Origin of the sequence: Flavobacterium sp. (genome assembly GCF_044368995.1) — a bacterium.
Lineage (GTDB): Bacteria > Bacteroidota > Bacteroidia > Flavobacteriales > Flavobacteriaceae > Flavobacterium.
In genome coordinates this window covers 1-14,950 of record NZ_JBIPMS010000034.1, presented here as the reverse complement: position 1 = coordinate 14,950, position 14,950 = coordinate 1, and the positions used below count along the sequence as shown (strand labels likewise).

Below are 14,950 nucleotides of genomic sequence, written 5' to 3'. Positions count from 1 at the left end.
TTTATTTATAGCAAAATCCGTAGTATTAAACAAGGGTTTTCTGTTTTCATAGACAATATTGGCATTTAAAAACAAGCCATTTACCACTTCCCTTCCTGTTCCAATTTCAATAAACTCTTTTTCATATAACTTCATAAAATTATTTTTAAAAACCAACGAACTTACTGAGTTTTCAATTTTAGAAATGGGCTCTGAACTATTAAATTGATTGACTTTATTTCCTCCAGCAATTCGAATATAAGCATCATTTGTATTATTGAATTTATGGTAAAAAGAAGCCGTTGGTCGGATGCGTTCATCTGAAAATCCGTATTGAAAATCAGTGTTTATTATAGTTCTTTTTTGTTTTTCTTCATTATAACTTGTGTACGAAAAACCAGAACCAATATGGTAACCCTGAACGGTATTAAAATTAAACGAAGAAAAATTAAATAGCCCTTGATAATTGAATCTTTTGTTTTTGAAACTGTTTTTAAGTGAATAGCCAGTAATCAACTTAATTGCCTTAAATTTATTTGAAACCGCATCAACAGAATCCATGTACACTTGAGAATTTCTAATTTTATAAACGCTATCTTTTTTTACATAATTTGTAGTTTCCTCTTCCGTTAAAGGCACTGGACGATTTTCTAACCAATACGAATCTTCCTTTTTATTTGATTTTTCGGCAAACGTAACTACTTCACTACCAAAGGTTTTCTTTTCAAAATTAGACACAAAATTATAATTACTAAACACGTGTGTAAACTTCCCATTGAATTTCATCATAAACACACCTGCCTTAAAATCAAATGATTGCAAACTTTTAACCCACATTTTTGTGTCTGGATTAAAACTGAAATTTTGTACCACTTTAAACGATTCTAAAAACTCTTGTTGTGATCTGTAGCCTTTAATATCTAAATCGGCAGCATAAATAGCAAAAGTGTCGTCAACCAAGTAAATATAGCCTTCAAAAACGGGTTCTTTATCGCGTTTTGGAGTAACTTTTATTTTGTAAATATAATTATTGTAACTATCTGTAAATGAATCTTCTATTTTATATTTATAGTACGTAAATGCATTTGAAGCAATTGGAGAAATCATAGGAATATTAAAACCAACTGTATTCTGATACAAATCATAATTGGTATTTAAAGCTGTATTGAAGCTAAATCCATTATCGTTTCCTGCTACTTTACTAGCTATTATTTCTTCTTTTAGATTATTTGGTTTTTCAAACTTAATTTTAGAAACGGTTTCCGATTGATAAATAATTCCAGCGCCTGTAGAATCAACATTACCTTCTAAATCACCAATTTCAATTCCCATAAATTTCTTAGGAATATCTTTTACTCTAAAAATTCCTCTTGAGTAAAAATCGGCTTCATATTTATCGGTTTTATCTGTGTTTTTTTTGCGATTGGCTATTGCATTTCTGATAATCGCATTGGCAGGATTTTCGCCACTTTTTACTACTACTTCCTCAATGGAATATTGTTCATCGGAAAGCATAGCATTAATTACTATAGGAAATGTATTAATTTCTTGTTTGATTGTTTTGGTTTTATAACCTAATATCTTAAAAACCAATGTATAATTACCTGGTTTTTTTATGCTTAGTTCGTACTCACCGTTTTCATTGGTAGAAGTTCCAATGTAGGTTTTTTCAATCGTTACACTTGCATAAGGTAAAGCGTTCCCTTTGGAATCAGTAACTTTTCCTTTTATTTGTGCTATTGAAAAACAAGAAAAAAGTAGTGGTAAAATTAAGATCTGGAACTTCATACTTTATTTTATTTGTGCTACAGAGCCAGAAGTGCTCTCGGTAATTTTTACTTTATCCAATTTTCCATAATAATTTATAGAACCACTTGTAGAAGCAGTTGCATCAAGTTCTTTTAATGCCAGAACATGCACATCTGAGGAAGTACTTGCAGAAACTTGTGCTACATTTGAAATTAACTCTTTTGCATCGCAATCGGCTGAACTTGATGCATCAATTGCTAAATTAGCTGTTTTGCCTTTTAACGTTACGCTTGAACTGCTAGATAAACTAACCGCAATGTCATCTGTAGCCATATTTAAAGCCACATTTGAACTTGAAGAAGCATCAATAAAAATAGAATTACAGGTTACTGTTCCAGAAAAATCAGCACTTGAAGAGGTATTAATTTTTAACAAACTTACATTTAAATTATTTTTGATATAAAACGTAGCCGAGGAACTCACTGTTACACTCCCAATTCCCGGATTTGAAACCGTTACAAGCAATTTGCTAGTATCCATTTTTTTATAATAATTGTTGTTGTCAATAAAAATTTTTAGAATATTATTTTTAGTTTCCACTTTTAAAAATTTCATTAAATCTTTGTCCCAAGTAACCTCAACATTTTGTGCAGGACCCTGAGTATACATTATATTTACTCCCGAAGATGCTATGATAGCAGTAAAATTTCCTACGCCTCTTGTTTCTTTAACTTGAGCAAAAGAAACGGAAAGTAGTCCAAAAAAAGCAAGAGTGAATGCGGTAATTTTTTTCATTTTTAAATAGATTTAGGGTATGAATTTATAGACGCTTTTTTTTATTAAAAAGTTGCATCAATTACAAAAAACTTTGAATCGCAAGCGAATAACTTTTTAAACCAAAACCAATGATTACTCCTTTTGCATGGGGAGAAATATAAGATTGATGACGAAAAGTTTCTCTAGAAAACGTATTTGAAATATGTACTTCAATTACGGGTGATTTTATAGCTTTTACACAATCCGAAATGGCTACAGAGGTATGAGTATAGCCTCCTGCATTCAAAATAATCCCGTCGTATGAAAAACCAACTTCTTGCAGTTTGTTGATAATTTCACCTTCCACATTCGACTGAAAATAGTCTAATTCTATCGTTGAAAACTTCAATTTCAACTCCTCAAAAAAAGAATCAAAACTTTGATGGCCGTACACTTCTGGTTCCCGTTGTCCTAACAAATTTAAATTAGGGCCGTTTAAAATTAACAAATGCATTATTTTCCGTCTTTGTCAACTACGATTCTAGTTTCTCTATTGGCCAATTCCCAAGCTAAAGTAAAAGCCAATTTAACACGCATGGCTAATAAATCGTACTCAATTTTATCGGCAGTATCATTAGGTCCATGATAATCTTCGTGAACGCCATTGAAAAAGAAAATGGAAGGAATGCCTTTTTTAGCAAAATTATAATGATCAGAACGGAAATAAAATCTATTTGGATCGTTTCTTGCGTTGAACGTGTAGTCTAAATTTAAACCTACATATTTTGTATTCATTTCTTCGTTTATGGTATGTAATTCTGAACTTAATCTGTCTGAACCAATTACATAAACATATTTTCCGTTTTCTTTGTGATTGCCGAGTGTATCTCTACGTCCCACCATATCAATATTTATATCTGCAATCGTATTTTTTATTGGAAATAATGGATTTTCAGAGTAATATCTCGAACCATGTAAACCGTGTTCTTCACCGGTAACGTGTAAAAATAAAATAGAACGTTTTGGACTAAAACCATCTTTTTTTGCTTCCGAAAATGCTTTTGCAATTTCAATTAAACTTACAGTTCCTGAACCATCATCATCTGCACCGTTAAAAACCTCGCCATTTTTCATACCTACATGGTCGTAATGCGCAGAAATAACAAGCACTTCTTCTGGTTTTTCAGAACCAGGTATGAAAGCCCAAATATTTTCAGAATCTCCTAATTTTGGCGAAAAACCTTTTTTCATAAATTCCGAAGACACTTTTTGATAAAAATCAGTAGAACCTGGAGGATTTGAAATACCTAAAGCTTTGTATTGCTGAATAAGATATAAACCCGCTTTTTTCTGTCCTGGTTCTCCTGTATTTCTGCCTTCCATTTCATCGGAAGCGATAACATGAAGGTTTTTAGACAAACTAGCTTCATTAATTGTGTTCATGTATTTTGTAACATCTACAACTTTTTTTGTAGAATTGGCAACAACAACTTTTTTTGTAGAACAACTAAGGAAAAATGCAGCTGATGCAACTAGTATAAATATCTTTTTCATTTGAATTGGTTTTAAACAATACAAATCTAATTTAAAAAAATTTGATACCAATAAATTTTATAAAAATTTTAAGAAGAGAAGTAAATTAAAAAATGGCAAGCGACCTACATCGCACCGCTACAACCACATACCTTTGCTGCGTTCCCACCCTGGAGGATTTTGAGGGAGCTGGTCGTGTAGGACTTGCCAGTGCAAATATACAATCTTTTATTATTTCTACAAATCAAAAATTAGTTTAAAATAAATTGTAATATTGTAGTATTAAATAATTAAGATATGAAAAAAATTAACTTACTTATAATCACAACATTAAGTATTTTTTTATATAATTGTAGCGAAACTAAAGACCTGTTTTCTATTGCTACAAAAGACTTAAAGCAAGTTTATAAACCAACTGAAACTGTGAATTTAAGCATTGAAAATGTTGAAAATGCTAAAATTGATTCGGTAATTTATTTTTCAAACGATATTAAATTAGGTAAATCAACTGAAAATGCAGTTTTTAATTTAAAATTAGAAAAATTACCATTTGGTATTCAAGACATAAAAGCAATTGTGCATTCTGAAGGTGAAAAAACAGAATGTTTAACATCATTTGAATTGGTTTCGAATATCACACCAAAATTGTATGAAACGAAAGATTATACCATTTTAAACTCTTATAATCACGACATCAATGCCTATACACAAGGTTTAGAATTTTACAATGGCGTTTTATTTGAAGGAACGGGTCAGAATGGCGAATCAACCCTAAGAAAAACAAATTATAAATCTGGAAATATTTTGAAATCTGTACCTTTGTCACCAGATTATTTTGGTGAAGGAATTACCATTTTTAATAACAAAGTTTATCAATTGACTTGGAAAAATAAAGTTGGTTTTATTTATAATGCAGCAACTTTGGTACAAGAAAAAACGTTTGATTATTTTTCAGACATTGAAGGTTGGGGCTTAACGCACGATGAAAAATATTTGATTATGAGCGACGGAACGAATAAAATTTATTTTCTTAATCCTGAAACTCAAAAAATGGAACGCTTCATTAATGTTTATTCTGATACAAATGCTATTGCAGAAATTAACGAGTTAGAATGGATTGACGGAAAAATTTGGGCTAACATTTATCAGAAAGATGTAATAGTTATTATCAATCCTGAAAATGGAGCTGTAGAAAGTGCTATCGATTTTTCAGAGTTAAAAACAAAAAATACTAAAACACTTTTAGATGGTGAAGTTTTAAACGGAATTGCATTCAATCCATTAACAAAAACCGTTTTTATTACTGGTAAAAATTGGGATAAAATGTTTGAAATTAAATTGAAATAATTATCAAATAAAATATTAAAAACTATGAAAAAAATTATCATTACATCAATAATTTTGATATTTAGCGTACAAATACATTCACAAAATCAAAAAAACAAAATGAATACAATTCAACAACCAATTGCAAAAATAATTCCAAAAAAATTAGAAAAGCACGGAGATGTTAGAACCGACAATTATTATTGGTTAAACGAAAGAGAAAACCCAGAAGTGATTGATTATTTGAATAAAGAAAACGAATATTACCAAAAATCTACTGCGCATACCAAACAATTTCAAGACGATTTGTTTGCTGAAATGAAATCCAGAATTAAAGAAGATGACAGTACAGTACCCTATTTTTATAACGAATATTGGTACATCACACGTTTTGAAACGGGTAAAGATTATCCAATTTATGCCAGAAAAAAAGGAAGTTTAGCTGCCAAAGAAGAAATTTTATTTGATTGCAATGAAATGGCAAAAGGACAATCTTACTTCAATTTAAGCGGCATGAGTGTAAGTGGCGATAATAAATTAGTAGCTTTTGGATTAGATTTGGTTTCAAGAAGACAATACACCATTCAAATTAAAAATTTAGAAACAGGCGAAATTCTTTCAGACAAAATTGAAAATACAACAGGCGGTTCTAGCTGGTCAACCGACAATAAAACGCTTTTTTACACTGGAAAAGACGCACAAACCTTGCGTTCTGACAAAATTTTCAAACATAAATTAGGTACAAATGCATCCGAAGACGTCTTAGTTTTTCACGAAAAAGACGATACTTACAATACATTTGTTTACAAAGAAAAGTCGAAAAAATATTTAATTATTGGTTCTGGAAGTACGCTTACAACCGAATATCAAATCTTAGAAGCGAATAATCCAGATGGAAAATTCAGAATTTTTCAACCGAGAACTCGTGGTTTAGAATATTCAATTTCTTTTTATAAAAACACCTTTTACATCTTAACGAATGCGGATAAAGCTACCAATTTCAAATTAATGACAACTGCTGAAAATGCTACATCTAAAGAAAATTGGACAGATTTAATTCCACACAGAAAAGAGGTTTTATTGGAAGGTATTGAAATTTTTAAAAATTATTTAGTGGTAGAAGAACGCTCAAATGGTTTAAATAAAATTCAAATTAAACCTTGGGATGGCTCTGGCGATTATTATTTACCTTTCAATAGCGAAACATATACGTGCAGTACAACTTCTAATGTTGATTTTGACACAGAAATTTTACGTTATGGCTACCAATCTATGGCAACACCTTCGTCTGTGATTGATTTTAACATGAAAACAAAAGAAAAAACCATCTTGAAAGAGCAAGCCGTTTTAGGTGGAAAGTTTGATAAAAATAATTATACTGAAGAAAGAATTTGGGCTACTGCAACAGATGGGACAAAAATACCAATGAGTATTGTTTATAAAAAAGGCATCAAAAAAGATGGTAAAAATCCTTTGCTACAATATGCTTATGGTTCCTACGGTTCATCAATGGATCCGTATTTTTCAAGTACGCGATTAAGCTTAATGGATAGAGGTTTTATATATGTTATTGCACACATTAGAGGTGGAGAAGATTTAGGAAGAGATTGGTACGAGAACGGAAAACTATTAAAAAAGAAAAATACATTTACGGATTTTATCGATTGTAGTAAATTCTTAATCGCTGAAAAATATACTTCTGCAGCACATTTATATGCCGAAGGTGGTTCTGCAGGTGGATTGTTAATGGGTGCAATAGTCAATATGGCTCCAGAATTATACAATGGTGTCATTGCACAAGTACCTTTTGTAGACGTAATTACAACCATGCTTGATGACACTATCCCATTGACAACAGGAGAATACGACGAATGGGGAAATCCGAATGAAAAAAAATATTATGATTATATGCTATCGTATTCGCCTTACGATCAAGTAAAAGCTCAAGCTTATCCAAATATGTATGTGTCAACAGGTTTACACGATTCTCAAGTACAATATTTTGAACCAGCAAAATGGGTAGCTAAATTAAGAGTCATGAAAACAAACAACAAGCAATTGTTTTTGGATACAAATATGGATGCCGGTCACGGTGGTGCTTCAGGCAGATTTGAAGCATTAAAAGAATTAGCCAAAGAGTTTGCTTTCTTATTTGATTTAGAAAACATTAAAAAATAAAGCATTGAAAATGGAAAAAGAAATAAACGCCTACAACTCTGTTCTGGAATTAGTTGGAAACACACCAATTATAAAATTAAATAAAATAGCAGCTGGATTAACCGGTAATTTTTTTGCAAAAGTAGAAGCTTTTAATCCTGGACATTCTTCTAAAGATAGAATTGCCTTACATATCATCAATAGCGCTGAAGAAAAAGGCATTTTAAAGCCTGGTGCAACTATTGTAGAAACAACTTCAGGAAATACAGGATTTAGCTTAGCTATGATTAGCATCATTAAAGGATACAAATGTATTTTAGCGGTAAGTGATAAATCGTCTCCAGACAAAATTGATATGCTAAAAAGTATGGGTGCAAAAGTTTTTGTGTGCCCTGCGAATGTTGCCGCTGACGATCCTAAAAGCTATTATGAAGTAGCAAAAAAAATTCATGAAGAAACGCCAAATTCAATTTACATCAATCAGTACTTTAATGATTTAAACATTGAAGCGCATTATTGCAGTACTGGAAAAGAAATATGGAATCAAACAAATGGTTTAGTAACTCACGTTGTCGTGTGTAGTGGTACTGGAGGTACAATTTCAGGCATAGGAAGATATTTAAAAGAGAAAAACCCTTCGATTAAAATTTTAGGTGTAGATGCATATGGTTCCGCTTTAAAAAAATACCACGAAACCAAACAATTTGACGAAAAAGAAATTTATTCTTACAAAATTGAAGGTTTGGGTAAAAACTTAATTCCAACGGCTACCGATTTTGATATTATTGATAAATATATAAAAGTTACCGATAAAGAAAGTGCTCTTATGGCAAGAGAAATATCTAAAGCAGAAGGTTTATTTGTGGGGTACACATCTGGCGCTGCCTTTCAAGCAGTAAAACAATATGCTGCTTTAGGTGAATTTAACGAAGATAGTAATGTAGTCATTGTTTTTCCAGACCACGGTTCCCGTTATATGAGTAAAATTTACAGCGATGAATGGATGCAAGAACAAGGTTTTTTAGATACCAAAAACTTTGATGATTCATTGAAAATTGAGGTAATAAAATAAGTTTATTTAAAATAAAAAACACGCTATAAATTAATTAAAAAATAATTATTTGTAAAAAAGGCTTTGATATTGAAAATATTTTTTATTTTTGATAAAACTATAAAAAAATTAACAATGAAAAATTTATTAGGCGCTCTTATTTTGTTTTTAGCTTTCACAGTAAATGCTAATGCTCAAGAAACATTTAAAAAAGTAGACGAAAAAATTGAAGCTAAGAAAAATATGACGGCTCTTGCTGAAGCGGTAACCGTAGAAGGGACTTTAAGCGAAGATTTAACAAGATTATTTGAATACAAATTCAGAAATTTAAACGAGAATCTTTCAGCAGAAAGAAAAATCGAATTGGCGAGAATAATTGAAGCAAAATTAAGAGCTACACTTTCTCAAACACAAATGGAAAGTATTGAAAGTAAACAAGGTTTATTGAAAAAATTAACAAACTAAAAATAAATTATTTTTAAAAGAGCCCGTTTAGTAAACTAAACGGGCTTTTTTTATAAGATTTTTGCTGCTTTGTCAACGCAAGCAATGGTATAATCTAAATCTTCATAACTTAAAGCATCTGTAATAAACCAAGATTCATAAGCCGAAGGTGCAATATAAATACCCAATTTTAATAGTTCATGAAAGAATTTTTTAAAGCTATCATTATCTCCATTTTTTGCAGTTTCAAAATCATAGACTTCATTTTTATCAAAGTGCACAGAAATCATTGACCCTACTCTATTTATAGTAAACTCAATATTATTTTCAGACAAAACTCTGTGGATTCCTTTCTCTAAATAAGCTGTTTTTTCTTCTAATCTATTAAAAATTTCAGGGTCTGAATTTAATTCTAATAGCATTTGATATCCTGCCGCCATAGCTAACGGGTTTCCAGATAACGTTCCAGCTTGATAAACAGGACCTATTGGCGATAACATATTCATAATCTCATTTCTTGCTGCAAATGCACCAACTGGCAAACCGCCACCAATTACCTTGCCAAAACATACAATATCTGCCGCAACTTGATACAATTCTTGAACGCCACCTTTTGCAAGACGAAATCCAGTCATCACTTCATCAAAAACCAGCAAGGCTTCGTTTTCCTTACAAAGTTGCTTTAAACCAGATAGAAAACCATCTTTTGGGGGGATGCAACCCATATTTCCTGCAACAGGTTCTACAATAATTGCTGCAATTTCATTTTTATTAGCTTCAAAAAGGGCTTTTACATTTTCTAAATTATTATAGTTTGCTAATAAAGTGTCTTTAGCTGTGCCGGCTGTAACACCAGGGCTATTAGGCACTCCAAACGTACTTAATCCACTTCCAGCAGCAATCAAAAAAGAATCGGAATGTCCGTGATAACAACCTGAAAATTTTATTATTTTATCTCGTTTGGTGTAACCTCGCGCCAAGCGGATAGCACTCATACAAGCTTCTGTACCCGAATTAACAAATCGAATTTTATCAATATTTGGAACCATGGAAATAGCCAATTGAGCAATTTTAGTTTCCAATTCTGTAGGTGCACCAAAAGAAGTACCTTTTTTTGCTTTTTGAACAATAGCTTGTACCACCGGCTCGTGAGCGTGACCTAAAATCATAGGTCCCCAAGAATTAATATAGTCTATATATTTATTCCCGTCTTCATCATATAAATAGGCGCCTTTTGCTTCTTTTATAAAAATAGGAAAACCTCCAACACCTTTAAATGCTCTGACTGGAGAATTGACGCCACCTGGAATTACTTCATTAGCTTCAACAAACAACTGACTGCTTCTTTGATATAACATTACTTTTTTACTATTAATTTTTGACCGATTGAAATTCCAGATTCTAAAATACTATTTAAACTTTTTAATTCCTCAACAGATATATTGTATTTTTTTGATAACGAGTATAATGTATCTCCTTTTTCAACGATATGCTCTCCAATAACTTGTACTTGGGCAACAACTCTTGGCTTAGGAATAAAATTTCTTCCCAAAACTTCGTTGTCAATTTTATATAATTCGTACCGTTCAATAATACCAATTAATTTTGATGGATATAGCGTATCTGTTGCATAACCTGCTTGTTTTAAGCCATTTGCCCATGATTCATAATCGCCTTTGTCTAGTTTAAACAAACTTTCATACCGTTTTCTAGAAGATAAAAAAGCAGAATGATCTTTATACGATTCTGTGGGGTCTTTATATTTTCTAAAACACTCTTGTTCGGCATCATCATCATATTTTACAGATTCACCTGTCCATCCTGTATGACATTTTATTCCGAAATGATTGTTCGCTTCTTTAGCTAAAGATCCAAAACCTGCTCCTGATTCTAAAATACCTTGTGCCATAGTAATACTTGCAGGAATACCATGAACCTTCATGCTGTTTTTAGCCGTTTCTTTAAAAACATCAATATAGTTTTTTACATCTTCTGTAGTAGCTTTTACTTTAGATGTTGCCACTAAAATTTCACTTCCAGAAAGATTTTCTTTTGTTGGTGATTTTGTAACAGGCGTTGGTTTTGTAACAGGTTTTTTTGAAGCAGGATACGTTTTAGAATACTTTTTTCCTTTATTAGTAGTGATTTTAGAGCCACCACAACTTATTAAAAGCAGCGCAAAAAATAGTATTAAAATTTTATTTATCATATCATTATCTTTGTTTTTCCTAATTTTTCTAATTTCATATTCATGCCTGCAATACCTTGTAAACCACCTGTATGGATGGCTAAGATATTTGAAAATGGTGGAAAATAACTATTTTGTATTAAATCCAAAATGCCAAACATCATTTTTCCAGTGTAAATTGGATCTAAAGGAATAGCATGTTCTAAATAAAAGGAATTCATAAATTCAATTAACTCATTTGTTACTTTTCCATAACCTCCAAAATGATACTTACAATTTACAGACCAATTATTTTGATTTGCAAATTTAGCAATATCATTTTGTAAAAAATCACCTTTTAAGGAAGAAAATCCAATAATATTTTGTTTGGAACAAGAACTATTAATAATTCCAGAAATTGTACCACCTGTTCCTATTGATGAACAAATATGTGTAAACTCAGAATCGGATTCGTTTAAAATTTCTTCACATCCTTTTATCGCTAATTCATTTGTGCCGCCTTCTGGTAACAAATAAAAATCGTCAAATTGAGAATACAATTCAGCTAGAAATTCTGGCGTATCTTTTAACCTATATTTTTCTCTAGAAACAAAAACTAATTTCATTCCTAATTGTTTCGCGACTGCTAAACTTGGGTTTTCACTTATTTTTTCTTGTAATTCTTCGCCTCTAATTATTCCAATAGTTTCAAACCCAAATTCTTTTCCTGCACCTGCTACGGCTACAATATGATTAGAAAAAGCACCGCCAAAGGTAAGTAATGTCTTTTTATTTTGGTCTTTGGCAACTCGCATATTATATTTTAATTTTCTGAATTTATTGCCAGAAATTATAGGATGTAATTGATCTTCTCTTTTGATAAAAAGTTCAATTCCATTAGGAAAATGAATTGCTATTTTTTGGTTACTTGATTTCATGAAAAAGAAATAATTGTTTCATAAGTTAAATATTTAAAAAACTAATACAATCATTTGCTGCAAAGTTGCTAAATTTGCGATTATGAACAATGAAATAAATCCAAAAAATTTAAAAGAAGGGGAAGATTTTTATTTTACTCCTGAAGGATATAAATGTTTTACTGAAAAATATCATTTAAAGCGAGGATATTGCTGTAAAAGTGGTTGTAGACATTGCCCCTATGGTTTCAATAAAAAAACAGGAAGTAATAAAAAATAGCTTTTAGACAACTGATATTCAAACATTAATTTCTGAATATCCAAAATCTAAAAATCCAAAATCTAAAAAAATGACGTTTAAAGAGCAAATACAACAAGGAATTCCAGATGTTTTACCGCAACATAAACCTTATGATGCCGCAATAAATCATGCACCAAAGCGAAAAGAAATTCTTTCAGTTGAAGAAAAAAAATTGGCATTAAAAAACGCTTTGCGCTATTTTGACTCTAAACATCATGCCACGTTACTTGCTGAATTTAAAGCCGAATTAGAACAATATGGTCGAATTTATATGTATAGATTTCGTCCAGATTACGAGATGAAAGCCAGACCTATTTCTGAGTATCCAGGAAATTCTGAGCAAGCCAAAGCCATTATGTTGATGGTGCAAAATAATTTAGATTATGCAGTAGCACAACATCCTCATGAATTAATTACTTATGGAGGAAATGGCGCTGTTTTTCAAAACTGGGCACAGTATTTACTTACCCTGAAATATTTGTCTGAAATGACAGACGAACAAACGTTATCTATGTATTCTGGTCATCCGATGGGATTATTTCCTTCACATAAAGAAGCACCAAGAGTCGTAGTTACCAACGGAATGGTAATTCCAAATTACTCTAAATCTGATGATTGGGAAAAAATGAATGCATTAGGTGTGTCGCAATACGGACAAATGACCGCAGGAAGTTATATGTATATTGGACCTCAAGGCATTGTTCATGGCACTACTATTACAGTTTTAAATGGTTTTCGAAAAATAAAAAAATCACCAAAAGGAGGTTTATTTGTAACTTCTGGATTAGGTGGTATGTCTGGGGCGCAACCAAAAGCTGGAAATATAGCAGGTTGTGTAACAGTTTGTGCGGAAGTAAATTCTAAAATCACACACATTCGTCATTCACAAGGTTGGATAAACGAAGTAATTGACGACATTACACTTTTAGTTGCAAGAGTGAAAAAAGCAATGGAGGCTAACGAAGTAGTTTCTATTGGTTATTTAGGAAATGTGGTAGATGTTTGGGAAAAATTTGATGCAGAAAATGTACATATCGATTTAGGTTCTGACCAAACGTCACTTCACAATCCTTGGGCTGGTGGCTACTACCCTATTGGATTTACATTTGACGAGTCTAATGAAATGATGGCAAATAATCCAAAGAAATTTAAGGAAGAAGTACAAAAAACGTTGCGTCGTCATGCAGTGGCAATTAATAAACATACGGATAAAGGTACTTATTTTTTCGACTATGGAAATGCGTTTTTACTAGAAGCTTCAAGAGCTGGAGCAGATGTGTTTGCAGCAAATCATATCGATTTTAAATACAATAGTTACGTACAAGACATTATGGGTCCGATGTGTTTTGATTATGGATTTGGCCCTTTTCGTTGGGTTTGTGCCTCTGGAAATCCAGAAGATTTAGCTAAAACAGATGAAATCGCATGTGCCGTTTTAGAAGAAATAATGAAAACTTCTCCAGAAGAAATTCAGCAGCAAATGGCCGATAATATTCAGTGGATTAAAGGCGCTCAAGAAAATAAATTAGTTGTTGGTTCACAAGCTCGAATTTTATATGCTGACTCAGAAGGACGAATAAAAATTGCAGAAGCATTCAATCAAGCTATTGCTCGTGGCGAAATTGGAATGGTAATTTTAGGAAGAGACCATCATGATGTGTCAGGTACCGATTCGCCATACAGAGAAACGTCTAATATATATGACGGATCGCGTTTTACAGCAGATATGGCTATTCAAAATGTAATTGGAGATAGTTTCCGTGGTGCCACTTGGGTGTCAATACATAATGGTGGTGGCGTAGGCTGGGGCGAAGTCATAAACGGTGGTTTTGGCATGCTTCTTGATGGAACTAAAGAAGCATCTAAACGTATAGAAATGATGTTGTTTTGGGATGTAAACAACGGGATATCCAGAAGAAATTGGGCACGTAATGAAGGTGCAATATTTGCTATAAAACGCGCAATGGAAGCACAACCTTTACTAAAAGTAACACTTCCAAACCTAGTTGACGAAAATTTATTAACCTAAATATTATATTATGAAATTAATTAAACTACTTTCGGTTTTAGGATTTTTTATCCTCACTTCTTGTTCATCTGTATATGTAAATACAGATTATGACAAAAAAGCAAATTTTGAAAACTACAAAACTTATGCTTATAATAAAATTAGCGTAGATAAATTAGAAATTTCAGATTTAGACAAAAAACGTATTTTGTATGCACTTGATGCAGCCATGCCTGTAAAAGGATTTTCAAAATCTGAAAATCCAGATGTATTAATCAATATTTTTACCAAAGAACGAGAACGTGTTAACGTATATAACAACATGGGCTGGGGTCCAGGTTGGGGCTGGGGAATGGGCTGGGGAATGGGAATGGGCTTCACGCAAACAACCACAACTCCGGAAGGCACTCTATACATTGATATTGTTGATGCTAAAACAAAAGAATTAGTATGGCAAGGAATTGGAACGGGTTATTTAACCACTAACTTTGAAAAAAAAGACGAACGAATTGCTGAATTTGTTTCAAAAATTTTAGAGCAATATCCTCCAATTGTAAAATAG

General features: G+C 31.9%; 14 protein-coding genes and 1 other RNA gene. 7 read left to right on the top strand and 8 right to left on the bottom strand.

What is annotated here, in order from left to right; translation table 11 throughout:
• The 5 genes from ACIQ2I_RS04150 to ffs form a co-directional block, all read right to left on the bottom strand.
• Positions 1-1,767, bottom strand: a 1,767-nt coding sequence (locus tag ACIQ2I_RS04150; protein ID WP_396181170.1) for a DUF5686 and carboxypeptidase regulatory-like domain-containing protein, incomplete at its 3' end; no start/stop codon positions are given.
• 3 nt (positions 1,768-1,770) lie between these two features.
• Positions 1,771-2,523: a head GIN domain-containing protein gene (locus tag ACIQ2I_RS04145; protein WP_396181169.1), complete on the bottom strand. Its 753-nt coding sequence runs from the start codon at positions 2,521-2,523 to the stop codon at positions 1,771-1,773.
• A 61-nt stretch (positions 2,524-2,584) separates the two neighbouring features.
• Complete coding sequence (gene aroQ, locus ACIQ2I_RS04140) at positions 2,585-2,998, bottom strand: type II 3-dehydroquinate dehydratase (protein WP_396181168.1); 414 nt, start codon at positions 2,996-2,998, stop codon at positions 2,585-2,587.
• A complete protein-coding gene (locus tag ACIQ2I_RS04135) occupies positions 2,998-4,038 on the bottom strand; it encodes a M28 family metallopeptidase (RefSeq protein ID WP_396181167.1) in 1,041 nt (346 codons plus the stop codon). The genes aroQ and ACIQ2I_RS04135 overlap by 1 nt, the downstream gene beginning before the upstream one ends.
• Before the next feature lie 90 nt (positions 4,039-4,128).
• Positions 4,129-4,227, bottom strand: an RNA gene (ffs, locus tag ACIQ2I_RS04130) — signal recognition particle sRNA small type.
• A gap of 87 nt (positions 4,228-4,314) precedes the next feature.
• On the opposite strand from ffs, the gene ACIQ2I_RS04125 reads away from it, so the two are divergent.
• From ACIQ2I_RS04125 to ACIQ2I_RS04110, 4 genes are all read left to right on the top strand, one after another.
• Positions 4,315-5,364 (top strand): glutaminyl-peptide cyclotransferase, encoded by a 1,050-nt coding sequence (locus tag ACIQ2I_RS04125; protein WP_396181166.1) that lies wholly within the window; start codon positions 4,315-4,317, stop codon positions 5,362-5,364.
• Between the two features lie 99 nt (positions 5,365-5,463).
• On the top strand, positions 5,464-7,521 hold the full coding sequence (locus tag ACIQ2I_RS04120) for a S9 family peptidase (RefSeq protein WP_396181165.1): 2,058 nt from the start codon (positions 5,464-5,466) through the stop codon (positions 7,519-7,521).
• Between the two features lie 10 nt (positions 7,522-7,531).
• A complete protein-coding gene (locus ACIQ2I_RS04115) occupies positions 7,532-8,572 on the top strand; it encodes a PLP-dependent cysteine synthase family protein (RefSeq protein ID WP_396181164.1) in 1,041 nt (346 codons plus the stop codon).
• Positions 8,573-8,686: 114 nt separating this feature from the next.
• Entirely contained in the window at positions 8,687-9,016 is a 330-nt protein-coding gene (locus ACIQ2I_RS04110) for a hypothetical protein (RefSeq protein WP_396181163.1), read from the top strand.
• Between the two features lie 50 nt (positions 9,017-9,066).
• On the opposite strand, the gene hemL is transcribed toward ACIQ2I_RS04110, so the two are convergent.
• Genes hemL through ACIQ2I_RS04095 form a run of 3 tightly spaced genes read right to left on the bottom strand, consistent with a single transcriptional unit; the run spans position 9,067 to position 12,100 of the window.
• Positions 9,067-10,353 carry a glutamate-1-semialdehyde 2,1-aminomutase gene (gene hemL / locus ACIQ2I_RS04105; RefSeq protein WP_396181162.1) on the bottom strand — a complete coding sequence of 429 codons (1,287 nt, stop codon included), beginning with the start codon at positions 10,351-10,353 and terminating at the stop codon, positions 9,067-9,069.
• The gene (locus tag ACIQ2I_RS04100; RefSeq protein ID WP_396181161.1) at positions 10,353-11,204 is read right to left on the bottom strand and encodes a glucosaminidase domain-containing protein; all 852 of its coding nucleotides are present in this window, start codon (positions 11,202-11,204) and stop codon (positions 10,353-10,355) included. Before ACIQ2I_RS04100 ends, hemL begins: the two co-directional genes overlap by 1 nt.
• Positions 11,201-12,100: a 1-aminocyclopropane-1-carboxylate deaminase/D-cysteine desulfhydrase gene (locus ACIQ2I_RS04095; protein WP_396181160.1), complete on the bottom strand. Its 900-nt coding sequence runs from the start codon at positions 12,098-12,100 to the stop codon at positions 11,201-11,203. The genes ACIQ2I_RS04100 and ACIQ2I_RS04095 overlap by 4 nt, the downstream gene beginning before the upstream one ends.
• 82 nt (positions 12,101-12,182) lie before the next feature.
• On the opposite strand from ACIQ2I_RS04095, the gene ACIQ2I_RS04090 reads away from it, so the two are divergent.
• From ACIQ2I_RS04090 to ACIQ2I_RS04080, 3 genes are all read left to right on the top strand, one after another.
• Entirely contained in the window at positions 12,183-12,359 is a 177-nt protein-coding gene (locus ACIQ2I_RS04090) for a DUF5522 domain-containing protein (protein WP_396181159.1), read from the top strand.
• Between the two features lie 70 nt (positions 12,360-12,429).
• On the top strand, positions 12,430-14,409 hold the full coding sequence (locus ACIQ2I_RS04085; protein WP_396181158.1) for a urocanate hydratase: 1,980 nt from the start codon (positions 12,430-12,432) through the stop codon (positions 14,407-14,409).
• Positions 14,410-14,419: 10 nt separating this feature from the next.
• Positions 14,420-14,950, top strand: a complete 531-nt coding sequence (locus tag ACIQ2I_RS04080; protein ID WP_396181157.1) for a DUF4136 domain-containing protein — start codon at positions 14,420-14,422, stop codon at positions 14,948-14,950.